The 22,907-nt window shown below is 67.3% G+C and carries 23 protein-coding genes; 9 read left to right on the top strand and 14 right to left on the bottom strand.

Translation table 11 applies throughout. The features are described from left to right. The first annotated feature begins 92 nt into the window (after positions 1-92). Positions 93-377 carry a DUF2782 domain-containing protein gene (locus tag JLDANKMP_RS16220; protein ID WP_212561639.1) on the top strand — a complete coding sequence of 95 codons (285 nt, stop codon included), beginning with the start codon at positions 93-95 and terminating at the stop codon, positions 375-377. Positions 378-635: 258 nt separating this feature from the next. On the opposite strand, the gene JLDANKMP_RS16215 is transcribed toward JLDANKMP_RS16220, so the two are convergent. Beyond that, the gene (locus JLDANKMP_RS16215) at positions 636-1,082 is read right to left on the bottom strand and encodes a universal stress protein (RefSeq protein WP_005411629.1); all 447 of its coding nucleotides are present in this window, start codon (positions 1,080-1,082) and stop codon (positions 636-638) included. A gap of 185 nt (positions 1,083-1,267) precedes the next feature. Here JLDANKMP_RS16215 and JLDANKMP_RS16210 point away from each other — a divergent pair, with 185 nt between their 5' ends. Continuing rightward, complete coding sequence (locus JLDANKMP_RS16210; RefSeq protein ID WP_005411630.1) at positions 1,268-1,414, top strand: hypothetical protein; 147 nt, start codon at positions 1,268-1,270, stop codon at positions 1,412-1,414. A gap of 48 nt (positions 1,415-1,462) precedes the next feature. On the opposite strand, the gene JLDANKMP_RS16205 is transcribed toward JLDANKMP_RS16210, so the two are convergent. After that, positions 1,463-2,017, bottom strand: coding sequence for a hypothetical protein (locus JLDANKMP_RS16205; RefSeq protein WP_005414893.1), 555 nt, complete (start codon positions 2,015-2,017; stop codon positions 1,463-1,465). Between the two features lie 143 nt (positions 2,018-2,160). Here JLDANKMP_RS16205 and JLDANKMP_RS16200 point away from each other — a divergent pair, with 143 nt between their 5' ends. Continuing rightward, complete coding sequence (locus JLDANKMP_RS16200; protein WP_060380864.1) at positions 2,161-2,787, top strand: hypothetical protein; 627 nt, start codon at positions 2,161-2,163, stop codon at positions 2,785-2,787. A 24-nt stretch (positions 2,788-2,811) separates the two neighbouring features. Here JLDANKMP_RS16200 and JLDANKMP_RS16195 read toward each other — a convergent pair whose 3' ends face one another. From JLDANKMP_RS16195 to rpmB, 6 genes are all read right to left on the bottom strand, one after another. Continuing rightward, positions 2,812-3,138, bottom strand: a complete 327-nt coding sequence (locus JLDANKMP_RS16195; protein ID WP_212561638.1) for a low molecular weight protein tyrosine phosphatase family protein — start codon at positions 3,136-3,138, stop codon at positions 2,812-2,814. 42 nt (positions 3,139-3,180) lie between these two features. Next, the gene (gene uvrD / locus JLDANKMP_RS16190) at positions 3,181-5,373 is read right to left on the bottom strand and encodes a DNA helicase II (protein WP_212561637.1); all 2,193 of its coding nucleotides are present in this window, start codon (positions 5,371-5,373) and stop codon (positions 3,181-3,183) included. 9 nt (positions 5,374-5,382) lie between these two features. Next, positions 5,383-6,804, bottom strand: a complete 1,422-nt coding sequence (locus tag JLDANKMP_RS16185) for an FAD/NAD(P)-binding protein (RefSeq protein WP_212561636.1) — start codon at positions 6,802-6,804, stop codon at positions 5,383-5,385. A gap of 45 nt (positions 6,805-6,849) precedes the next feature. Then, positions 6,850-8,268 (bottom strand): cardiolipin synthase, encoded by a 1,419-nt coding sequence (gene cls, locus JLDANKMP_RS16180; RefSeq protein WP_088429534.1) that lies wholly within the window; start codon positions 8,266-8,268, stop codon positions 6,850-6,852. Between the two features lie 246 nt (positions 8,269-8,514). Then, positions 8,515-8,682, bottom strand: a complete 168-nt coding sequence (gene rpmG / locus JLDANKMP_RS16175) for a 50S ribosomal protein L33 (protein WP_169411268.1) — start codon at positions 8,680-8,682, stop codon at positions 8,515-8,517. Between the two features lie 10 nt (positions 8,683-8,692). Beyond that, complete coding sequence (rpmB, locus tag JLDANKMP_RS16170; RefSeq protein WP_005411638.1) at positions 8,693-8,929, bottom strand: 50S ribosomal protein L28; 237 nt, start codon at positions 8,927-8,929, stop codon at positions 8,693-8,695. 278 nt (positions 8,930-9,207) lie between these two features. Between rpmB and JLDANKMP_RS16165 the strand changes: the two genes are divergently transcribed. Next, positions 9,208-10,422 carry a glycosyltransferase gene (locus JLDANKMP_RS16165; RefSeq protein WP_212561635.1) on the top strand — a complete coding sequence of 405 codons (1,215 nt, stop codon included), beginning with the start codon at positions 9,208-9,210 and terminating at the stop codon, positions 10,420-10,422. A 13-nt stretch (positions 10,423-10,435) separates the two neighbouring features. Here the strand turns inward: JLDANKMP_RS16165 and dnaQ are convergent, their stop codons facing one another. Together dnaQ and JLDANKMP_RS16155 are read right to left on the bottom strand one after the other, a co-directional pair. Beyond that, positions 10,436-10,945, bottom strand: a complete 510-nt coding sequence (gene dnaQ / locus JLDANKMP_RS16160) for a DNA polymerase III subunit epsilon (RefSeq protein ID WP_005411640.1) — start codon at positions 10,943-10,945, stop codon at positions 10,436-10,438. A 55-nt stretch (positions 10,946-11,000) separates the two neighbouring features. Further along, a complete protein-coding gene (locus tag JLDANKMP_RS16155; RefSeq protein ID WP_212561634.1) occupies positions 11,001-11,894 on the bottom strand; it encodes a LysR family transcriptional regulator in 894 nt (297 codons plus the stop codon). Positions 11,895-12,002: 108 nt separating this feature from the next. Here JLDANKMP_RS16155 and JLDANKMP_RS16150 point away from each other — a divergent pair, with 108 nt between their 5' ends. From JLDANKMP_RS16150 to JLDANKMP_RS16130, 5 genes are all read left to right on the top strand, one after another. Further along, positions 12,003-12,392 (top strand): RidA family protein, encoded by a 390-nt coding sequence (locus JLDANKMP_RS16150; RefSeq protein WP_212561633.1) that lies wholly within the window; start codon positions 12,003-12,005, stop codon positions 12,390-12,392. A 203-nt stretch (positions 12,393-12,595) separates the two neighbouring features. Continuing rightward, positions 12,596-12,928: a hypothetical protein gene (locus JLDANKMP_RS16145; protein ID WP_088429526.1), complete on the top strand. Its 333-nt coding sequence runs from the start codon at positions 12,596-12,598 to the stop codon at positions 12,926-12,928. Positions 12,929-12,984: 56 nt separating this feature from the next. Then, entirely contained in the window at positions 12,985-14,238 is a 1,254-nt protein-coding gene (locus JLDANKMP_RS16140) for a TolC family protein (protein ID WP_043034425.1), read from the top strand. After that, a complete protein-coding gene (locus JLDANKMP_RS16135; protein ID WP_212561632.1) occupies positions 14,235-15,440 on the top strand; it encodes an efflux RND transporter periplasmic adaptor subunit in 1,206 nt (401 codons plus the stop codon). The genes JLDANKMP_RS16140 and JLDANKMP_RS16135 overlap by 4 nt, the downstream gene beginning before the upstream one ends. A gap of 10 nt (positions 15,441-15,450) precedes the next feature. Next, the gene (locus JLDANKMP_RS16130; RefSeq protein ID WP_099490690.1) at positions 15,451-18,660 is read left to right on the top strand and encodes a CusA/CzcA family heavy metal efflux RND transporter; all 3,210 of its coding nucleotides are present in this window, start codon (positions 15,451-15,453) and stop codon (positions 18,658-18,660) included. Positions 18,661-18,755: 95 nt separating this feature from the next. Here the strand turns inward: JLDANKMP_RS16130 and JLDANKMP_RS16125 are convergent, their stop codons facing one another. The 4 genes from JLDANKMP_RS16125 to JLDANKMP_RS16110 form a co-directional block, all read right to left on the bottom strand. Further along, the gene (locus tag JLDANKMP_RS16125) at positions 18,756-20,528 is read right to left on the bottom strand and encodes a DUF885 family protein (protein ID WP_099485159.1); all 1,773 of its coding nucleotides are present in this window, start codon (positions 20,526-20,528) and stop codon (positions 18,756-18,758) included. A 251-nt stretch (positions 20,529-20,779) separates the two neighbouring features. Continuing rightward, entirely contained in the window at positions 20,780-21,127 is a 348-nt protein-coding gene (locus JLDANKMP_RS16120; RefSeq protein WP_005414908.1) for a lipid-A-disaccharide synthase N-terminal domain-containing protein, read from the bottom strand. Next, on the bottom strand, positions 21,127-21,849 hold the full coding sequence (locus JLDANKMP_RS16115) for a glycosyltransferase family 2 protein (RefSeq protein ID WP_212561631.1): 723 nt from the start codon (positions 21,847-21,849) through the stop codon (positions 21,127-21,129). The genes JLDANKMP_RS16120 and JLDANKMP_RS16115 overlap by 1 nt, the downstream gene beginning before the upstream one ends. Before the next feature lie 89 nt (positions 21,850-21,938). Continuing rightward, positions 21,939-22,904, bottom strand: a complete 966-nt coding sequence (locus JLDANKMP_RS16110) for an NAD-dependent epimerase/dehydratase family protein (protein WP_212561630.1) — start codon at positions 22,902-22,904, stop codon at positions 21,939-21,941. Positions 22,905-22,907 lie beyond the last annotated feature (3 nt).

Genomic DNA, 22,907 nt, shown 5'->3' with positions numbered 1-22,907 from the left:
ATTCTACGCGCCCGTGCCTGCACCGCGACGACACGGCACGCACCTGGCGATGGGGCATAATCAGGGCTCTCTCCAGGCAAAGGCCCCCGCCGATGAAGACCCTGATGCTGGCTTCCCTGCTCCTGCTCGCTGGCTGCGCCAGCATGGGTGCCGCAGGTGCTCCCCCGGTGGACGTCAAGGGCGCCGATGTCTCCAAGCGCACCATGGACAACGGCGATGTCATCGAGGAATACCGTGTGTCCGGCCAGCTGCGCATGGTCAAGGTGACGCCGTCGCGCGGTGCTCCGTTCTACATGTACGACAAGAACGGCGACGGCCGTTTCGACAACGACAAGGACGGTGTGTCGCCGGTGTACTGGAAGCTGTACAGCTGGTGAGGTGACCGGGGTCGGATCCCTCTCCACAGGAAAGGGCTCTGACCCCTCAAGGCCATCGGCACGGCCCATCCACGCATGGCGTGGATCTACCGGGACAACGAACGTGGATCCACGCCATGCGTGGGTGACCGCCTATCAGTAGATCCACGCCATGCGTGGATCCGCCCCCCGATCCCCGACAAAAAAGCAACGCCGGCGCGCATCCTGCGGCCGGCGTCGGGTCCCCTCCCCGGGAACGCTTGAATCAGTGGGTGTGGATCAGCGGATGACCAGCACCGGCAGCGTGCTGCGTGCCAGCACTTCGGCGGTCTGGCTGCCCAGCAGCACGCGGGTCACGCCACGGCGGCCGTGCGAGGTCATCACGATCAGGTCGCTGTTGCGCTCGCCGGCGGTCTCGATGATGCCGTCAGCTGCGTAGCGGTCCAGCACGTGCACCGGATTGGCGGTGATGCCCTGCTCGGCCGCCTTGGCCAGCGCCGGCTGCAGCACCTTCTGCGCACCTTCCTCGCGGTCGGCCTTGTACTCCGGGCTGTTCATGTAGCCCACGCTCCAGCCCATGGCATCGTACATGCCGACGGCCCATGGCTCGGAAACAGTCACGATATCGACCTCGGCATTGAGGTCCTTGGCCAGCTCCAGGCCCTTGGCCAGGCCCTTGTCGGCCAGCTCGGATCCGTCGGTGGCAATCAGGATGCGCTTGTACATGGTGGGGCTCCGTAGCGATCTGCCAGATGGGAACGACACCATTGCACACCGGATGTGCAGGCCGTGCCTTGAGCAGAATCAATCCGGCGCCGCGCATTGGCGTGTGCGCACCGCCCGCTTGCACGCACCGGTCGGGCGGCGCATGCTCGGCGGGCGGCGCACTGCCGCGCCCAAGGACGACCGACATGCAGGACAACAAGCCGCCCGTCTGGAGTTCCCAGAAGTCCATCATGGTCGCTGCGATCATCGCCTTGGCGGTGCTGTTCGGCGGCTACCAGATCGGCAAGGACATGGCGCTGCGCGACAACGCCCGGCAGTCAGCCGGCCGATAACCTGCTGCCGTAGAGTCGAGCTTGCTCGACTCTACAGCGCCCCTACCTTCAGGCGATCTGCACCACGCGTGCGTTCTGGCACAGCGGATAGCTGCCCACGAATTCGGCAATCGCATCACGCATCGCTTCGAACGATTCGCCGTACATGTACAGCGCGGTCTCGGTCGGGCCCTGCCACCAGCTGCAGATCTCGCCCAGGCCGTCGATGTTCTCCGACAGCTGTTCGAACACGTGGTTGGAATCGCACTGCTCGTAGACTTCGTCCGGCAGGTTCAGGCCATCCAGGTAGATGCCCAGGCCTTCGGTCACGCCGAAGCTGCGGTCGGCTTCACCCGCGCCCTGCAGCTGCGAACCCTTCGGTGCACCCAGCTGTTCCAGCAGGTCGATCAGCTTCGGCACGCCGGCCGCATCGACCAGGGCAACTTCGATATCACCGTATTCGACCTCGCCGAGATCGGACATCGCGGTGCCGCCGCCAGTCAGCTCGCCCACCTGGGCCGCCTGCAGCAGCGCATCGAGCGGATCCTCGAACAGTTCGTGGCGATGCTCCGGCTGCAGCCGGGCGTTCAACTTCACGGTGACGTGCAGCGTGGGTTCGGTCATGGAGGCGTTCCTGGAAGATGTCGCCGCCTATTGTAGGACCGAGCCGTGCCCGGCTGCGTCTCCCTGACCAAAGCCACTCCCCCTGTCTGTCAGCCGAGCTGATAATGCGCGGCGCAAGGACACCATTCCATCAGGGGGAATATATGAAGTCGATCATTGCACCGGCACTGCTGTTGTTGCTCACCGGCTGCGGCATCCGCACCGAAGTGGTGCGCGTGAACGTGCCCGACATCCGGGTGAACCCGGAACAGGGTCCGGTGGTAGTGGTTGCGTCGGTGCGCGACAACCGCCCCCAGTACTTCCCGCAGGTGCAATCGGCAGCGCGCGCAAAGAACATCGGCGGTGTCATCCGTGCCGGCAATGGTGTACTGGTGGAACTGGAGACGTCCACGGCCTCGGACAAGGCCCGCGAGATCATGATCCAGGCCCTGCGCAACATGGGTTACCGGACTGCAGACAACTGCGAAGCGTCGTGCACGCGCCTGGAGGCTACGCTGACCGATCTTTCGGTAAGTTCTCCGGTGAATGTTTGGCGCGCAGCGACGTACACCCAGCAGATGCTTGCAGACATCGCGGTGCAGGTGACGGCGCGCAAGGACGGGCAGACACGCACCTTCACGGCTTCCGGCCACGGAGCAAACATCTTCCAGGTGGCCTCGCGGGAGAACTGGGAGATCGCACTGGAGCGCGCGGTAAAGAGTTTCACCAGCAGCCTGCAGCAGTCGATGTCCGAACAGGATGCGGCGGCCGGTTCAAAGGCGCAGGACTGACGCTCGGCTCTTCAAAGCTGGCGGTCAGCGCAGGAACGGGGTCACCTTGCGCTTGAGCAGCTCCACCAGCACCGGGTCCATGTAGTCGTAGTCATCCGGGATATCCAGGCAGATCACTCGCTTGCCGTTCATCCATGTCTTGTAGCGGCTGGACAGGCGGTTGCGGTGCGCCTTCTCCATCACGAACACCAGGTCCGCCCACTGCAGCAGCTCCGGGCTGAGCACTTCATCCGCGTCGGCCAGCAACCCGGCCGATGCGGTTTCGATGCCCGGCCACTCGGCGAACACCTGCTCGGCCGTCGGGCTGCGCAGGCGGTTCTGGCTGCGGAGGAAGAGCACGTTGCGGGTCATGGGCTCGGCTCTACAGGTGTTCCGGCCACTCCTCGACGGCGATCAGATCACCGTCAGGTTGGCATACGCCATCACCAGCCACTTGCTGCCGGCGTCGGCAAACTCGACCTGCACGCGGGCGTGGGCGCCGCTGCCTTCGTAGTCGGTCACCATGCCTTCGCCGAACTTGGGATGGGTGACCAGCGCGCCGAGCTTGACCGGCGGCGCCTCGATCGAGGCATGGCCCATCACCCGGCTGGCACCCATCGAGGCCGGCCGCGAGACCTGCACCTTCGGGCGCACTTCGTGCAGCAGCTCGCGCGGAATCTCGCGCAGGAAGCGCGACGGCAGGCTGTAGTTGTCCTGGCCATGGATGCGGCGCGACTCGGCGTAGCTCAGCACCAGCTTCTGGCGCGCGCGGGTGATGCCGACGTAGGCCAGGCGACGCTCTTCCTCCAGCCGCCCGCTTTCCTCCAGCGAACGTGCACTCGGGAACAGGCCGTCTTCCATGCCTGCCAGGAACACCAGCGGGAATTCCAGGCCCTTGGCCGAATGCAGGGTCATCAGCTGCACGCCGTCCTCGCCGGCCTGCGCCTGGCCTTCACCGGCCTCCAGCGCGGCGTAGGCCAGGAACGCGACCAGCTCGTCCATGTCCTCGCCCACTTCCTCGATATCGTCTGCGCGGCGCACGAAGCGCGAGGCCACCGAGACCAGTTCGTCGAGGTTGTCGGTGCGCGATTCCGAATCCAGCGAATTGCGGCTTTCCTTGCTCCAGTGCTCGCGCAGCTGCGAGCGGGCCAGCACGTGGTCCACGCGCTCGGCCAGGGTCATGTGCACGGTCTGCGCCTGCAGCTCGTTGACCAGCCCCAGGAAGCCGGCCAGTGCATTGCGCGCGCGTGCGGCCAGCGCGTTGCCCTGGGTGACCAGCATCGTTGCTTCCCACAGCGAGATGCCCTGCGCGCGCGCCTCGCGGCGCACTTCGTCCAGCGTGCGGTCGCCGATGCCCCGGGTAGGCGTGTTGACCGCGCGCTCGAAGGCGGCGTCATCGTTGCGGTTGGACAGCAGGCGCAGGTAAGCCAGCGCGTCCTTGATTTCGGCACGTTCGAAGAAGCGCATGCCGCCGTACACGCGATAGGGCACCTGTTCGCTCAGCAGCGCCTCTTCAAGCGCGCGCGACTGCGCGTTGCTGCGGTAGAGCACGGCCACTTCGGTGTAGCTGCCACCGTCGCGCACCCACTGGCGGGCACGCTCGACGATGTAGCGCGCCTCGTCCATCTCGTTGTACGCCGCGTACAGGTCGATCGGTTCTCCGTCGCCACTATCGGTCCACAGCTGCTTGCCGATGCGATCCGGGTTGTGCGCGATCACCGCATTGGCGGCGCCGAGAATGTTGGCGGTGGAGCGATAGTTCTGTTCCAGGCGGATGGTCTGCGCACCTGGGAAATCACGCAGGAAGCCCCGCACGTTCTCGACCTTGGCGCCGCGCCAGCCGTAGATGGCCTGGTCATCGTCGCCGACCACGAACACGTGGCCGGAATCGCCGGCCAGCACGCGCACGAAGGCGTACTGGATGGCATTGGTATCCTGGAACTCGTCCACCAGGATCTCGCGGAAGCGGGCACGGTAGTGCGACAGCAGCGCCGGGTTGTCGCGCAGCAGTTCATGGGCGCGCAGCAGCAGCTCGGCGAAGTCGACCAGGCCGGCGCGGTCGCAGCGTGCCTGGTATTCGATATAGGCCTGGCGCATGGTTTCCAGCCACGCATCATGCGGCTCGGGCTGGATGTGCTGCGGGCGGCGACCCTCATCCTTCTGTTCGTTGATCCACCAGGCGATCTGCTTGGCCGGGTACTTGCCGTCGTCCAGTTCCAGCGCCTGCACCACGCGCTTGACCAGCCGCAGCTGATCATCTGAATCCATCACCTGGAAGCCTTCGGGCAGCTTGGCGTCCTGCCAATGCAGGCGCAGCAGGCGGTTGGCCAGGCCGTGGAAGGTGCCGATCCACATGCCGCGGCTGCCATTGGGCAGCTGCGCGTCGATGCGGTGGCGCATTTCACCGGCCGCCTTGTTGGTGAAGGTCACCGCGAAAATGCCATGGGTCGGCACGCCTTCGACTTCATGCAGCCAGGCGATGCGGTGGGTGAGTACGCGGGTCTTGCCGGAACCGGCACCGGCCAGCACCAGGTGGTGGCCGGGGGGAGCGGAGACGGCTTCGCGCTGGGCCGGGTTCAGGCCATCAAGCAGGTGGGAGACATCCATGCCCCCATTTTACGGCATCGCCGTCGCGGCTCCTGCGACCACCTGGGTGGCCAGTGCTTGCGCCTGCTGACGCAGTTCAGGCACCGCCAGGCTTTCCCACAGGCTGCCGATGCGCAGGCTGCCGAGCACGCCCAGCCGTGCCTGCGGCTGGCCCCCGGCAGCACACAGGCGGTCGCCCGGCACCGTGCTGTCCAGGCCCAACCCATGCGGGCCGGGGCGGGCCAGCCCATCGGCCTGCAGCTGCTGCAGCAGCGGGTTGCGCAGCGCACTGGCGCGGGTTTCCACGCCGGTAGCGTTGATCACGCCGCTGATCGTCCACTGCTGTTCATTGCCGGTGGCATCGCGACCCGACAGCCGCAGGGCATCGCCCTCGCGGCCGACGCGTTGCAGGCGGGACAGGTGAACACGCAGTTGGCCGCTTTCGATCAGCGCCTGCAGCTGCGCGTCCACCTCTTCGGCGATGCGGTGGCGATGCACGTCCCAGTAGCGCACCACATGGCGCAGGAAGCGGCGCTGGTCGGCCTCGTCGAGGCTGCGCCACAGCGCCTGCCCGTGCGGGCGGATGCGGTCCATCACGCCCTGCCACGGCAGGCCGTCGGCCTGGGCCTGGCGTGCGAACCCGCGCAATGCGTGCAGGCGCTGGCGCAGGTTCATCGGCAACAGCGTGGCCGGGTCGAACGTGGGCAGGCCGCCGTGCGCATGCGGCAACGGCAGCAGGCCGTGGCGCGAGATCACGTGCAGCGGGCCGGTGTGGCCGGCGGCGACCAATGCCAACACGGTGTCGGCCATGCTCAGGCCGGACCCGACGATGGCCACGGCCTGCTCGCCGGCCAGGGTGCGCACGCCGTCGTAGTCCCAGGCCTCGATCACGTCATCGGCGGGCAGTGCCTCGGCACCGGCTACCGGCAGCGGTCGCATGCTGTTGCCGGTGGCCAGCACCACCTGCGCGGCATGCAGCGTCTGGCCATCGCCCAGCTGCAGCCGGTAACCATGGTCATCCGGCTGCAGGCCCAGCACCGGCTGCGCGATCACCTGCAGCTGTGCCGGCCTGGTCGCAGCGGCCTCCTGCAGGCGCTGCTGCAGGTAGGCAGCAAAGTAGTGGCGGCACACATAGCGCTCGCCCAGCACCTCGCGCGCCTCGCCCGGGTAGGCATTGGCGGCCATCAGGTAGTCGAGGAAATCGCCGGGCTGATCGGCAAACGCACTCATCTTCGCCGCCGGCACGTTCAGCAGGTGCTCCGGCCACGGCGTGGCATAGGCGATGCCCTGGGCCAGCTGCGAGGCGGGTTCGAAGATGGCCAGCGCCAGCGGCGCCTTGGCCTGGCGCAACACCTGGATCGCCACCAGCCCCCCGGCCGCACCACCACCGATGATTGCCAGGTCCAGTTCGCCATTACGCGGTGAATCAGTCATGTGCCAATTGTAGGCCATCGGCGATGACGGGCCGGATTGCCGGAATGGGCGGCCGGCATTGCTTCACATCAACGCATCGGCCAGCCGTGCAATACCTTCGCGGCTGCGCCGCCACGTAGGGCGGCTGCGCCACTGCTGCAGGTCCAGCTGCCGCGACTCGCGCAGGTAGCCATCCTCGATCGCGCACAGCTGCTGCACCAGCGCGCGGTCGTAGCAGATCAGGCCGATCTCGGCATTCAGCGCGAACGAGCGGATATCCATGTTGATCGAGCCGAGCACGGCGATGTCCTCGTCCACGCTCATGTGCTTGGCGTGCAGGAACTGCGGTTCGTACAGGGCGATGCGCACGCCACAGCGCAGCAGTTCATCGTAGTACGCCTCCTGCGCCCAGGACGTCAGCCGCTGGTTGTTGCTTGCCGACAGGATCAGCTGCACCTGCACGCCGGACAATGCGGCGATACGCAGCGCACTCAGTGTGGCTTCGTCCGGCACGAAGTACGGGGTGACCATCACCAGCCGGCGTCGCGCCAGATGAATCAGCGCCGCAACCGCATCACGCGCGTTGCTGTACGGGTAGGCCGGGCCACTGGGCAGCAGCTGGGTAGCGATGTCATCGCTGCACTCGGGCACATCGGTGATGACGTCCAGGCGCTGGCCGGTCTCCATGTACCAGTCGCTGGCGAATACGGCTTCCAGATGCGCCACCGCCGGGCCACGCACGCGCGCCACCAGCTCGCGGTTCGGGTGGCCCGGCACGAACTGCGGGCCCGCCAGGTTCTGCGAACCGACGTAGGCCACTTCGTTGTCGATCACCGCGATCTTGCGGTGGTTGCGCAGGTCCATGCGCCCGCTGCGGCGCCAGCGCAGGCCACCGGGCAGCATCGCGCGCACTTCGATGTCGCGCGCCTGCAGGCGCTTGCGATAGGCGCGCAGGCCACGCTTGGCGCCCACCGCATCGAGCAGCACGCGGCACTGCACGCCACGCGCGGCGGCACGCTGCAAGGCCTCGACAATGGCCTCGCCGACCGCGTCATCGAACATCAGGTAGTACAGCAGGTGCACGCGGTCTTCGGCCTGGTCGATGTCGGCGATCAGCGTGTGCAGCGACTCGTCGTAGTCGGTCAGCAGATCGACGGCGTTGCCGTGCACCGGCATGAAATCGCCCTGGCGCTGCACCAGCGGCACGATCTCGGCGCTGGCGGTGTCGGGCTGTGGGGTCCAGCGCAGGCGATGCTGCAGCGCCTGCTCCTCACGGATCACCTGCGAGGCCTCGGCCTGGCGGCGGATGCGCTCGCGCGACAGCCACGGATGGCCGAACAGCAGGTACAGCGGCAGGCCCAGCAGCGGTACGAAGCCGACCAGCAACAGCCAGCTGCGCGCCGCGCCGGGCGTGGTGCGGGTGGGAATCCAGCACAGCGCGACCAGCCGGATCAGCCAGTCGATCAGCAGCAGGTAGGAACCCAGCAACCACTCGAACAGCATCGTGTCGCCCGTCGGGAGGTGATGGGCCATTCTGCCCACCGGCCTTTGTAGAGTCGAGCCGCGCTCGACTGCGTTGAAGCAGCGTGCCAACCAAGGTTGGCACCTACCGGGCGGACAGCGTGCCGACCAACGGTCGGCACCCACCACGGCAATGGCGGAGCAGCCGGCAGCCGCCCTGGAATGCCAGACATGAAAAAACCCGCCACAAGGGCGGGTTTCTTCGCGGGGACCAGCAATCCTTGCGGATTACTTGATCTTGCCTTCCTTGTACAGGACGTGCTTGCGCACGACCGGATCGTACTTCAGGAATTCCATCTTCCCCGGGGTGTTCTTCTTGTTCTTGTCGGTCGTGTAGAAGTGGCCGGTACCGGCCGAGGAAATCATACGGACCTTATCGCGCTTGCCTGCCATGATGCTTTACTCCTCAGACCTTTTCGCCGCGCGCACGCAGCTCAGCCAGAACGGAATCAATGCCGTTCTTGTCGATGGTGCGCAGTGCATGCGCGGAAACACGAAGCTTGACCCAGCGGTTCTCGCTGGCCACCCAGAAACGGCGCTCGTGCAGATTCGGCAGGAAACGACGACGGGTCTTGTTGTTGGCGTGCGAGACGTTGTTACCCGTCTGCACTCGCTTGCCGGAAACCTGGCATACGCGGGACATTGCGCACCTCGATAGTAGTAGTTGTCAGCCCGTAGCCCGGGAGACGGCGGCCTCGATGGTTGCCCACCACACGTCAAGAGAATCAAAGGGTTACGCTGGCGTTGGGCGGCCGGGGACGTGCTCCCGGGGGCGCCGCCCGGTAGAAAACCGGACACAGCGAGCCGCGCATTATGCACGGGTTCAAGCACTTGCGCAAGTTACCCACAGGCTGCGGCTGAACCGGCAGGGCCGGGAGCCCGCCAACCGGCATACTGCTCCGGTTCACTGCGGAGCTTTCCATGCGGCTGCTGGCCCTGACCTACGGAACCGAAGGCGATACGCGTCCCCTGGCCATGCTCTGCCATGGGCTGATCGGCGCAGGCCACGAGGTGACACTGCTTGCCGATGGCGGCACCCTGGGCAGCGCGCAGGCACTGGATGTGCCCCATGCAGCTCTTGAAGGTGACATCCATGACGAAGTGGTCGCGCTGGTCTCGCGTGGCAACGGTGTTGCCGCCGCCAGTAGCGGGCTGGCACGGATGGCGCTGCAGCATGTCAGCGGCTGGATGCGCCAGGCCGATGCCGCTGCCGAAGGCTGCGATGCGATTCTGACCGGTGGCCTGGCGGCCTTTGTCGGCATGAGCGTGGGCGAACGCCGCGGACTGCCGGTCATCGGCACCGGCATGATCCCGCTGACCCCGACGCGGGCCTTCCGCTCTCCGTTCCTGCCACCGGGACGCTCGCCGGGCTGGTTGAACCGCGCCAGCTATGGGCTGGTCAACGGCCTGATCTGGCGCCAGTTCCGTCGGCCGATCAACGCAGCCCGCAAGCAGCTGGGGCAATCGCCGCGCCGCTCGCTGTGGCCCGGCCTGCCGATGCTCTATGGCATCTCGCCGCAGCTGCTGCCGCCACCGGCGGATTGGCCGGCCGACCACATCGTCTGTGGCCAATGGCGCCTTCCTGATGCGCCCTGGATACCCCCGGCCGATCTGCAGGCCTTCCTCGATGCCGGTCCGCCGCCGGTGTATCTGGGCTTCGGCAGCATGACCGGCTTTGATCGCGAGCGCGTGTTGCCGGCCCTGCTGCAGGCGCTGGCGCCACGCCGGGTGCTGCTGTTTCCTGGCTGGGTGGGACTGCCTGCGATGCGCTTGCCCGATTCGGTCTTCGTACTGGGGCCGACTCCACACGAAGCGCTGTTCCCGCGTTGCGCATTCGCCATACACCACGGTGGCAGCGGTACCACGCATTCGGCCTGCCGCGCCGGCATTCCCTCACTGGTGATGCCGTTCGCCGCCGATCAGTTCTTCTGGGCTGATCGTCTGTATCGGGTGCGGGTGGCACCGGCGCCGCTATCAGCGAAGCGACTGGATGCAGCAACGCTGGCGGCAGCCATCACCTTTGTTGAAACCGACGCAACGCGTACACGCGCTGCTGCCTTGGGCGCGACGATGAGCCATGAGGACGGGGTGGCCTGTGGCGTTGCAATGATCGAGCGCTGGTTGCGGCCGGTGTGACAGCGGCCAGGCCTCAGCGCAGGTGCGGAATCACCTGCGCCAGCAGGTGCGCATCCTTCAACGCGCCATGCAGGCCGCGCTGGCTGGGAATGCGCAGGCGCTGCAGCACATCATCCAGCTTGTTGCCCTGACCCGGCCAGCGTCCCCGCGCAAGCTTCAGGCTGCAGGTGATGCGGCAGTGCTGGGCCAGCGTGCCGGGGATACCGGACAGGCGCAGCTCGTTGTCCAGGAAGCCCACATCGAAGGTAGCGTTGTGCGCGACCATCTCGCTGCCGCGCAGGAACTCCAGCAGTTCGGCCGCCTTGCTGGAGAACAGCGGCTTGCCCACCAGCATCGCATCGCTGATGCCGTGCACGCGCTGTGCGCCCCAATCCACCTTGCGCTGCGGCTGCAGGTAGGTGTGGAACTGGCGGCCGGTGAGCTGGCCATCGATCAGTTCGACGGCACCGATTTCGATCACCCGGTGCCCCAGGCGGTGGGAGATGCCGGTGGTTTCGGTATCCAGTGCAACGATGCGGCTCATCAGGGTGTGCGTTCTCCAGTACGTGCACGCCGATTTTCGCACGCGACCGATGCACTCACCCCAACGCTTCCACCACCCAATCGATGAACACCCGCAGCCGCTGGCTCATGTGCCGGTTCGGCGGGAACATCACATGCATCGGCATCGGCGGCAGCTGCCAGTCCTGCAACACCGGCAGCAGCTCGCCGCGCGCCACGTGCTGCTCGGCCATGTAGCTGGGCAGCACCACCACGCCCAACCCCGCCAACGCAGCGGCCAGATAGGCGTTTCCATCATCGAAGCCGACCGTATAGCGGCCCTGCACCTCAACGCGTTCATCGCCGCGCTGTGCAACGAACACGCGTGCGCGGCCACTGCGCGGGCTGAGGAAGCCGACCATGTGGTGGTCGGGTCCTTCCAGCGCGCGCGGGTCGGTCGGCAGGCCGAAACGCTGCACATAGCCGGGGCTGGCGTGGAAACCGATCGGCAGTGCCGCCAGCGGCCGCGCCACCAGTGCCGGGTCGGCGGGGGTGCCACCGCGGATCACGCAATCGACGTTGTCCGCGATGACATCGACCTCGCGGTCGCTGACGCCGATGTCCAGCTGGATCTCCGGGTAGCGCGCCTGGAAATCCGGCAACGCCGGCACCAGCCGCAACCGCGCGTACGGCCCGGGCACATCCACGCGCAGCCGCCCGCGTGGCTGGGTGGCCGCGTCGCCCAGCCCGCCCTCCACTTCTTCCAGCTCGGCCAGCAGGCGGGCGATGCGCGGGTAGTAGGCCGCGCCGTCGGCGGTGACGCTGACCCGGCGCGTGGTGCGGTTGAGCAGGCGCAGCCGCAGGTGTGCCTCCAGTTGCTGCACCAGCTGGGTGGCCGTGGTGCGGCTGATCTGCAGGGTCTGCGCGGCGCGGGTGAAGCTGCCGGTTTCCACCACCCGGGCAAAGGCCCGCATCGCCTCGAAACGGTCCATGGCGGGCCATGATTGTTTGGAATTGACAATCAATCTAGGCCGATCATCGCGGTTTATCCAGACAGCGCTGACGGGGAGGATGGCGTTCTCTCCCACGGGATCTTCCCCATGTCACAGCGTGATGTCGTTTTCCCCGCCGGCCGCCAGGCCCTGTACGAGCGCAACCGCTACTCGCCTGCGATCCGTTCCAACGGCTTCCTGTTCGTATCCGGCCAGGTCGGCAGCCGTGAGGACGGCTCGCCCGAGCCAGACTTCGAAACGCAGGTGCGCCGCGCTTTCGAGAATCTCAATGCGGTGTTGGCTGCTGCCGGCTGCACGTTCGATGACGTGATCGACGTGACCGTGTTCCTGGTCGATCCGGAAACCAACTTCGAGAAGGCCTGGGCGATCGTGCCCGAGTACTGGGGCGAGGCGCCGCACCCGACCCTGACCGGTATCGGCGTGAGCTGGCTCTATGGGTTCCAGTTCGAGATCAAGGTGATCGCGAAGCTGCCGTGATACGGGTAGTGCCGGCCGCTGGCCGGCAACGCAGTGGGGTCGAAAAGCGTGTCGACCAAGGTCGACACCCACCAAGGCAGGAGGTCCGCACCCACCAGGGCAGGATGCCCCCAGGCCGTCCACCTGAACGGGAGATTCCGACGTATTCCCGAAGCGGCCATTGATATTGTATCCGGCGAAAACCGCTTGCTAGCCTCCCTTCCATGCGCCGGATCGCCCGCCACCTTCGCTCGTACCTGATGCTGCTGCTGATGGCGGCATTCGTGGTCGTGCCGGTGGCCGACGCGCTGGCCTGCACGGTGGAACCGCACGCCAGCACGGTGCACGTGGAGTCCGCACCGGATGCCGATGGCGATACCGACGGCAAGCATGTTGGTGCCTGTGGCCACAACCACTGCCACCACTCCAACCTGAGCCTGCCGGCCAGTACCCTCGCCGCCTTCGGTGCGCCACTGCCGGCGCGCTGGATGAATGCCGGCGACGCGGCGACCTATGCGGTCGCCCAGGATGAATTGACGCGTCCCCCCCGGGCGTGAGTTGAGCGCGTCCCGCGATTGCGGGCTCCCGTTTCACTCACAACCGGAATCCCCCTATGTCGATCCTGACACCTCGGTCGCCGCGCGCGGCCGGGCTGGTCGTCGCTGTGTTGCTGGGCCTGGCCCCGGCGGCATCGGTGATGGCGCAAGCCGCCCCTTCCTACGACGCCCTGCTTGAACGCCTGGACCAGCTGCCCGGCACCCGTGTGGGTGCGGCGCTGGCCGAGGCCGCCGACGCGCGCGCCGACCAGGCCCGTGCATTGCCCAACCCTTCCCTCTCCTACTCCGCTGAAAATGCCTGGGGCACCGGCTCCTATGGCGGCATGGGCAAGGCCGATACCGTGCTCACTTTGTCCCAGCCGCTGGAGGTCTGGGGCCAGCGTGGCGCGCGCGTCCGTGCCGCCCGGGCCGAAGCACAGGCCGCCAACCTGCGTGGTGCCCAAAGCCGCAGCGACGTGGCCAGCCAGCTGGCGGTGGTCTACGCACAGGCGGAAAGTGCACTGCGCCGCTACACCCTGGCCGAAGAAGCACTGACCCTCACCCGCGCTGACGCCAACGCCGTCAACGCGTTGGTCAAGCAGGGCCGCGAACCGCAGCTGCGTGCGGTGCAGGCGCAGAGCGAGGTGGCCAACGCCAGCGCAGCGCTGGATGAAGCGCAGGCGTTCCGCGATGCCGCGCTGGCCCGCCTGGCCGGTGCTGCACTGCTGGATGCACCGGTGCAGTCGATCAACGACAGCCTGCTCGACCGTGCGCCGCCGCTGCCGCGCGGTGCCACCGACGTGGCGCTGGCGGTGCGCATTGCCGAAGCCGAAGCCGATGCGGCGGGCAAGCTGGTCGAGGTGGAACGCAAGCGCGCCCTGCCCGACCTCAGTGTCACCGCCGCGCAGACCCGCTTCCGCGAAGGCGGCGAGCGCGCCTACAACCTCGGGGTCAGCCTCAGCATCCCGTTGTTCGACCGCAACCGCGGTGGCATCCGCGCCGCCAATGCCGACCAGCGCGCGGCCGAAGCACGCCTGGACCAGCAGCGCCGCGACAGCGAGGCCGAGCGCCTCTCTGCGGTGGCCGGGTTGAAGGCCGCCAGTAGCCGTACCCGCGCCGCTGATGAAAGCGTGGTCGCCGCCGAAGAGGCATATCGCCTGGCCCGCATTGGCTTCGACGCCGGACGCATCTCGCAGCTGGAACTGCGCAGCACGCGCAGCGCCCTCATCGCCGCCCGCGGCACCGCCGTGGATGCGCGCCTGTCGCGCGTCGCCGCGGAAATCGATCTTGCCCGCCTGGAAGGGCGCGCACCCTTTGTGGAGGCTCCATGACTCTCTCCCGTACTTTCCCGCTGATCGGCGGCGTGCTGCTGACCGTCCTGCTGGCTGGCTGCGCCGGCAACGCGCAGACGCCTGCCAATGAAAACCCCGCTGCGGCCAAGGCCGGCACCGACGATGGCCACGGCCATGCCGCCGGCAGCAAGGAAGCCAAGGCAGAAACCGCGAAGGCGCCTGCTGACGCCGACGAAGGCGTGGTGCAGCTGACCCCGGAGCAGATCAAAGCCTCCGGTATTGAAGTGGTCGCGATCGGTCGCGGTGGCGGTGGTTCCACGCGCCTGTCCGGCCGGGTCGAACCGTCGGTCGGCGCACGCGCGTCGGTGGCCTCCACGGTGACCGGCCGCGTCGAGCGCGTGCTGGTCGCACCGGGCACCGCGGTGAAGCAGAACCAGGCACTGGCGATCGTGGTCAGCGGCGAAGCGGCGGTGTTCCGCGCCAATGCGCTGGCCGCAGCGGCCGAAGCCGAAGCCGCGCGGCTGGCCTATGGCCGCGACAAGGCGCTGGTCGACCAGGGCGTGGTCGCCCGCCAGGAGATGGAAGCCTCGCGTGCACGTTCGCTGGCGGCACAGGCCCAGGCCGCCGCCGCGCAGGCCCAGGCCGCTGCCAACGGTTCGCCGGACAGCAGCGGTCGCGTGCGCATCACCAGCCCGGTAGCCGGCATCGTCGGCAACGTGCAGGTCACCCCGGGTGGCGTGGTCGCCGCCGGCAGCTCGGTGGCCGACGTCGCCGACCCGACGATGAACGAGCTGGTGTTCACCGCACCGCCGGCGCTGGCCGCACAGGTCACGCCCGGCATGAAGCTGGAAGTGAGCGTGCCGGGTGGCAGCTTCACCGCCACCGTCACCGGTTCGGCCGCCGATGTCCGCCAGCAGGGCGGCGTCGCGGTGATCCGTGCCACGCCGGTGGATGCGTCGCTGCCGCCGGCCGGTTCGCCGGTATCGGCCGTGGTGGTCACCGAAGGCCAGGACAGCTCGCTCAGCGTCCCGGCCGATGCGGTGCAGAACGTCGATGGCAGCAGCGCGGTGTTCGTTGCCGTCGAAGGTGGCTTCAAGGCGCAGCCGGTCCTGGCTGGGCGCCGTGCCGGTGACCGCATCGAGATCCTCGGTGGCCTGACCGGCAGCGAGCGCATCGTTGGCAGCAACGCCTTCCTGCTCAAGGCCGAGCTGGCCAAGGGCGAAGCCGAGCACGGCCACTGAGGAGGCGACCATGTTCAAGCTGATCATTGAAACAGCGGTGCGCCACCGCTGGCTGGTGGTGTTCATGGCGGCGCTGATCGCCGCGGTGGGCCTGTTCCAGCTGGGCAAGCTGCCGATCGACGCGGTGCCGGACATCACCAACCGCCAGGTGCAGATCAACACGGTGGCACCGGCGCTGACCCCGGAGCAGATCGAGCGGCAGGTGACCTACCCGCTGGAAACCGCGCTGGCCGGCATCCCCGGCCTGACCACCACGCGTTCACTGTCGCGCAATGGCTTCTCGCAGGTCACCGCGATCTTCACCGATGCGACCGACATCTACTTCGCGCGCCAGCAGGTGGCCGAACGCATGCGCGAGGCATCTGAAGACCTGCCCGATGGCGCGTCGCCGATGCTGTCGCCGGTTACCACCGGCCTCGGCGAAGTGCTGATGTGGACCGTGGACTTCACCACGTTCGATCCGGCCAAGCTGGCCAAGCCGGGTGAAGCCGGCTGGCAGGCCGGCGAGGTCTACCGCACGCCGGAAGGCAATCTGCTGCGCACGCCGGAAGAACGTGCGACCTACCTGCGCACCGTGCAGGACTGGATCATCGCGCCGCAGATGCGTTCCAGCCCGGGGCTGGCCGGCGTCGATACGGTCGGTGGCTACGTCAAGGAATATGGCGTGCATCCGGACAGCGCCCGGCTGGCCGCGCACGGCCTCGGCCTGGCCGATCTGGTCACCGCCCTGCAGCGTTCCAACGTGCAGGCCGGTGCCGGTTTCGTGCAGCGCGCCGGCGAAGGACTGGTGGTGCGTGCCGATGGCCTGGCGCTGACCACCGAGGATCTGGCACAGGCCCCGGTGGCGACCCGCAATGGCGTGGTGGTGCGCGTGGCCGATGTGGCCGAGGTCGAGCTGAGCCGCGCGCCGCGCCTGGGTGCGGCCAGCCGCAACGGCCATGAAGCCGTACTGGGTACCGCGCTGATGATTGCCGGCGGCAACAGCCGCACCGTGGCGCAGGCCGCTGCGGCGCGTCTGGAACAGGTGAACAAATCGCTGCCGGCCGACATTGTGGCCGCGCCGGTGCTGGACCGCAGCGTGCTGGTCAATTCCACCATCAAGACCGTGGCCAGGAACCTCACCGAGGGCGCGCTGCTGGTGGTGGTGGTGCTGTTCCTGCTGCTGGGCAACCTGCGTGCAGCGACGATCACCGCGCTGGTGATTCCGCTGTCGTTCCTGTTCGCAGTGATCGGCATGAACCGCTTCGGCATCAGCGGCAACCTGATGAGCCTGGGTGCACTGGACTTCGGCATCCTGGTGGACGGTGCGGTGATCGTGGTCGAGTCGACGCTGCTGATGTTGGGCCAGCGCCGCGCCGAACTGGGCCGTGCGTTGACCGCGATGGAGCGGCTGCGCGTGGCTGCCGATTCGGCGATGAAGATGGCGCGTCCAGCTGCGTTCGGACAGTTGATCATCCTGCTGGTGTTCGCGCCGATCCTCACGCTGGAAGGTGTGGAGGGCAAGACGTTCCACCCGATGGCAGCGACCTTCATGCTGGCCCTGGTCGGTGCCTTCCTGTTCTCCTTCACCTTCGTGCCGGCGATGGCCGCGCTGCTGGTGCGCGAGCCGAAGGTAAAGGACGGCGATACGCATGCCGAAGATGGCGAGCACGAGACCAGGCTGATCCGCGTGCTGCGTGCGCGCATCGAACCGGTGGTGCGCAAGGCCGTGGCACATCCGCGCACGGTGCTGGCAGCTGCGGTGATGATGGTGGTGGTGGGCATCGGCGCGTTCTCGCTGCTGGGCCGCGAGTTCATGCCGACGCTGGACGAAGGCAACGTGGCGATGCAGGCCCTGCGCGTGCCGTCGACCTCACTGGAGCAGTCGCTGGCGATGCAGCTCGCGCTGGAGAAAGCGATCGCCAAGCAGCCGGAAGTGGAAACCGTATTCTCGCGTACCGGTACCGCCGAGGCGGCCATCGACCCGATGCCGACCAACATCTCCGACAGCGTGATCGTGCTGAAGCCGCGCAAGGACTGGCCCGATCCGAAGCTGGCCAAGGACGCACTGGTGGCGCGCTTCGAAAAGCTGGCCGGGCAGCAGCTGGGCAACAGCTTCGAGTTCAGCCAGCCGATCGAACTGCGCTTCAACGAGCTGATTTCCGGCGTGCGTACCGACCTGGCGGTGATGATCTTCGGCGATGACTTCAGCCAGCTGCAGAAGGTGGCCGACCAGGTGGCGCTGAAGCTGCGTGCGGTGAACGGCGCGGCCGACGTGCGGGTGGAACAGATCTCCGGCCTGCCTACGCTCAACGTGGCGATCGACCACGTGGCGGCGGCGCAGTACGGCCTGACTGCCGCAGACGTCAGTGATGCACTGTCCACCGGCATTGGCGGCACGGCGGCCGGCAAGATCTTCGAAGGTGATCGCCGCTTCAACGTGGTGGTGCGCCTGGACGATGCCTCGCGCAACGATCCGGACCAGCTGGCCTCGCTGCCGATCGCCACGCCTTCGGGGCTGGTGATTCCGCTGTCGTCAGTGGCGCGCATCACGGTCAGCGAAGGACCGAACCAGATCAGCCGCAACAACGGCAGCCGCCGCGTGGTGGTGCAGGCCAACGTGCGCGGTCGCGATCTGGGCGGCTTCGTCGGCGAGGCGCAGGCAGCGGTGGCCGACGTGGCACTGCCGCCGGGTGCCTACCTGACCTGGGGTGGCCAGTTCGAGAACCTGCAGCGCGCGGAGAAGCGGCTGGCGACGGTGGTGCCGGTGGTGTTCCTGCTGATCGGCAGCCTGCTGTTCATGGCCCTGCGCAGCGGCAAGGAAGCCATTCTGGTGTTCAGCTGCGTGCCGTTGGCGCTGGTCGGCGGCATCCTCGCGCTGCTGCTGCGGGGCATGCCGTTCTCGGTGTCGGCGGCGGTCGGCTTCATCGCCGTCTCCGGCGTGGCCACCTTGAACGGCCTGGTGCTGATGCAGGCGATCCGCGAACGCCTGGATGCCGGTGACCTGCCGCTGCAGGCAGCGATCAACGGTGCCTCCAGCCGCATCCGCGCGGTGCTGACCACGGCGCTGGTGGCCATCGTCGGCTTCATTCCGATGGCGATTGCCAGCGGTTCCGGTGCGGAAGTGCAGAAGCCGTTGGCGACGGTGGTGATCGGTGGCCTGATCACCGCCACCGTGCTGACCCTGCTGGTGCTGCCGACCTTTGCTGCACGGGTGGCCAAGCCGCGGGCGGTGGGGTGAGCTGAGAGGGGGTCGGAGCCCTTTCCGTGGGAAAGGGATCCGACCCCGTGACCGGGTCGGATTGCCGGCCAGCGGCCGGCACTACCCGGTAGCGGTCAGGCCTTCTTGCGCTCGGCGATGTAGGCCTGGATCTGCTGTTCCAGCACCGGCAGCGGCACCGAGCCCTGCTTGAGCAGGGTGTCGTGGAAGCCCTTGATGTCGAACTTGTCGCCCAGTTCCTTCTCGGCCTGCGCGCGCAGGCGCACGATGGCGATCTCGCCCAGCTTGTAGCTCAGTGCCTGGCCCGGCCAGGAAATGTAGCGGTCCACTTCGGTGGTCACTTCATGCTCGCTCAGCGCGGTGTGGTCACGCAGGTAGGCCAGCGCCTGCTCGCGGGTCCAGCCCTTGCTGTGCACGCCGGTGTCGATCACCAGGCGCGCGGCGCGCCACATCTCATAGGTCAGGCGGCCGAAATCCTCGTACGGGGTTTCGTAGATGCCCATTTCCACGCCCAGCTTCTCGCAGTACAGCGCCCAGCCTTCGCCATAGGCGGAGATGTAGGCATTGCGGCGGAACTCGGGCAGGTTCTTCTGCTCGGCGGCAATGGCGCCCTGCAGCGCGTGGCCCGGATCGGACTCATGCAGCGTCAGTGCCGGCAGGTTGTACAGCGGGCGCGACGGCAGGTTGTAGGTATTGAGCCAGTAGGTGCCCATACCACCACGGCCGGCGGTCCAGAACGGCGCGATATCCGGCGGCACCGGCACGATGGTGAAGCGCGCGCGCGGCAGCGTCATGTACTTGCCGAGCTGGCCGTCCGCCCGCTTGGAGATCCACGCGGCACGCGACAGCAGCTCTTCCGGCGTCCTGGCATAGAACTGCGGATCGGTACGCAGGAAGGTCAGGAACTCGGCGAAGCTGCCCTTGAACTTCACCTGCTTGATGATGTCGTTCATTTCCTTCTGGATGCGTGCGACTTCATCCAGGCCGATGCGATGGATCTCGTCCGGCGACAGGTCCAGCGTGGTGTATTCGTGGATCTGCTGCTTGTAGTACGCCTTGCCATCAGGCATCGCTTCGGCGGCCAGGGTGGTGCGCGCCTGCGGCACGTACTCGTTGACGAAGAAGGTGCGCAGCTGCTGGAACGCCGGCACCACCTTGCCGCTGATCGCTTCACGCGCCTGCGCCTGCAGCCTGGCCTGCTCGGCGGCCGGGATGGTGGTGGGCAGCTTCTTGAACGGCGCGTACAACGGCGATCCGGTCGGGTCCTTCAGCTCGGCGACGGTGGCGATGGACACTTCGCGGCCATCGAGCACGGCACGCGGCACGCTGAAGCCACGCTTCAGGCCGGCACGCATGTTCTCGGTCTGCTGGCCGAAGTATCGCGGCACATCGTTCAGCCGTGCGATGTAGTTCTGGTAGTCCTGCACGGTCTTCATCTCGCGCCGGGCCATGAAGGACAGGTTGGACCAGAACGAGGAGTCGGCGTTGAACGGCATCTCGTAGCCGCGCAGGCGCGTCTCTTCGGCCAGGTTGAACACCTGGTCGTGGTAGATCGCGTAGTTGACCTGGTTGTCGGGCGACAGGGTCTTCGGGTCGATCTTCTTCAGCGCGGCGAGGGTCTCGTCCCACACCTTCAGGCGCGCCTGCTGCGCGGCCGGGCCGACATCGGGCATGCGGGTGGCATTGGCCGGCGCGTCTTCGTCTTCGCTGGCCTCGCCGCCGCCCTGCTGGCGCCACTTCCATTCCTTCTCGTACAGCGCGCGGAAGGCGGCATCGGCGGGCGATTCGGTGGCCACGCTGGCCGGTGCGGCGGTGGCAGGCGGCACGGCAAGGGCCACGGCGGGCGCGGACAGGGCAATCAGCAGGGCAACGGCAAGACGGGTTTTCACGAGCACAGGTTCCCGGGAAGGCAGACCCCGATGATGGCACCGCCCACGGCCCACGGCATGGGACGAAGGTCCTGCCTGCAGCGCAGGCAGGACCGGGAACCGGCCGCAGGCCGGGGCCCAGCGCCGGAGGCGCGTGGTAGAGCCGACTGTCAGTCGGCTGCTCTTCCGCCATATGCAGCAAACCCCGCGCTCCGCGCGAAAGTCGACTGACATTCGACTCTACCCACAGCAGACCGCATCCCGGCGCAGCCTCAATGGCTGGCCTTGTCCCGCTTCCAGCCCCGGTGCTTGATGTCCAGCTGCAGGCTGTACAGCGCGGTGAACGCCGGGAACAGGTTCTGCAGCACGCCCACCGAGTCCTGCTTGGCCGAGAACAGGAAGTAGCTCAGCGTCATCAGGCTGCCGACCACGCTCATGTACCAGAACAGCCGCGGGATCACCGGCTTGCCCGCACGCTTGGACGCGATGAACTGGACCAGCCAGCGGCCGCCGAACATCAGCGCGCCGGTGTAGCCGATCAGCTTCCAGCCGGTCACATGCAGGCCGGTCCAGTACAACCAGGTCAGCGGCTGGTCGAGCCAGTGCAGCTCCAGATCCATCAACGCTCCTCCACCGCGGTGCGCTTGCTGCGGGTGATCAGCCACGCCACGCCGCGCAGGTCACGGATGCCGACCAGTGCACGGCCCAGGTTGTTGTACTTGGACACGCCGGCGGTACGGTGGCGGTGGTTGACCGGCACGCTGGTGGTCTTCCAGCCGGCACGCTGCATCAGCGCGGGCAGATAGCGGTGCATGTGGTCGAAGTACGGCAGGTCGAGGAACGCGCTGCGCTCGAACAGCTTGATGCCGCAGCCGGTATCGGGCGTATCGTCGCGCAGCATGCGTGCGCGGATGGCGTTGGCCCACTTGCTGGCCCAGCGCTTGCTGCCGCTGTCCTGGCGGTTGACCCGCCAGCCGGCGAACAGCTTCACCTGCGCCTCGGCGGCCTCGCGCGCGGCCAGCAGCTTGGGAATGTCGGCCGGATCGTTCTGGCCATCGCCATCCAGGGTGGCGATCCACGGCGCCCGCGCATGCTTGACACCGGTGCGCACGGCGGTGCTCTGCCCGCTCTGGTCCACGTGGTGCAGCACCCGCAGTTCCGGCGTGGTCGCCTTCAGCCCCTGCAGCACTGCCAGGGTGTCATCGCGCGAGTGATCGTCGATGTAGATGATCTCGAACGGCAGCCGGCCACGCAGTGCAGCGGTGATTTCGGCAACCAGCGGGGCGACGTTGTCGCGTTCGTTGAACACCGGGACGACAACGGAAAGCTCGGGTTGGCTCATAAGGCACTCGGCCAAAGGGGGACAAAGACCGCGCATTCTCCGAAGCCGAGGTTATCCGAAGATGAATCCGGCTGTGTGAGGATCCGTCCTCAGGCGCGGTCGCCAAAATACTCACGGCACCACTGCACGACGGGGGGCAACCCTTCTTCGATCGGGGTCACCGCGTCGAAGCCGAATGCGTCATGGGCGCGCCGGGTATCGGCCATCGTGCGCACCATGTCGCCCGGCTGCATCGGCTTGTAGACCTTCTGCGCGGGGCGACCGGCGGCCTGCTCGATCACGCTGATGAAGCGCTCCAGCTCGACCGGCGTATGGTTGCCGAGGTTGAACACCCGGTGCGGTACCGGACCATCGGCCGGATGCGCGAGCGCGCCGAGAATACCCGACACGATGTCGGAGACATGTGTGAAATCACGCTGCATGCGGCCCTCGTTGAACACGTCGATCGGCCGCCCGGCCAGCACCGCGCGCGAGAACAGCAGCGGTGCCATGTCCGGCCGGCCCCACGGGCCATACACGGTGAAGAAGCGCAGGCCGGTGGCACGCAGGCCGTACAGCTGCGCGTAGGTATAGGCCATCAGCTCGTTGGCCGCCTTGGTCGCCGCGTACAGCGAGCGCGGCTGGTCCACGCGCTGGTCCTCGTAGAACGGCGGCGTGGCCGAATCACCGTAGACCGAGCTGCTGGAGGCATACACCAGGTGCTGCACGCCACGGTGACGGCACAGTTCGAGCATGTTGACGAAGCCGACCAGGTTGCTGTCGACGTAGGCGTGCGGGTTTTCCAGCGAATAGCGCACGCCGGCCTGCGCGGCCAGGTGGATCACCGCAGTCGGCTTCACCTCGTCGAACAGTGCCGCCAGGCCCTGCTGGTCGGTCAGGTCCAGGGTGCGCAGGTCCAGCGCCGGGCACAGCGCAGCCACGCGGTCGCGCTTGATCTGCGGGTCATAGTAGTCGTTGAAGTTGTCCAGGCCGACCACGGGCTGGCCGGCCTCCAGCAGCGCGCGGGCGGTGTAGGCACCGATGAAGCCGGCAGCGCCGGTGAGCAGGATGGTCATGAC

Origin of the sequence: Stenotrophomonas sp. PE591 (assembly GCF_018320795.1) — a bacterium.
Taxonomy (GTDB): Bacteria; Pseudomonadota; Gammaproteobacteria; order Xanthomonadales; family Xanthomonadaceae; genus Stenotrophomonas; species Stenotrophomonas maltophilia.
The sequence above is the reverse complement of the archived record's forward strand: the minus strand, read 5'-3'. Positions and strand labels throughout refer to the sequence as shown.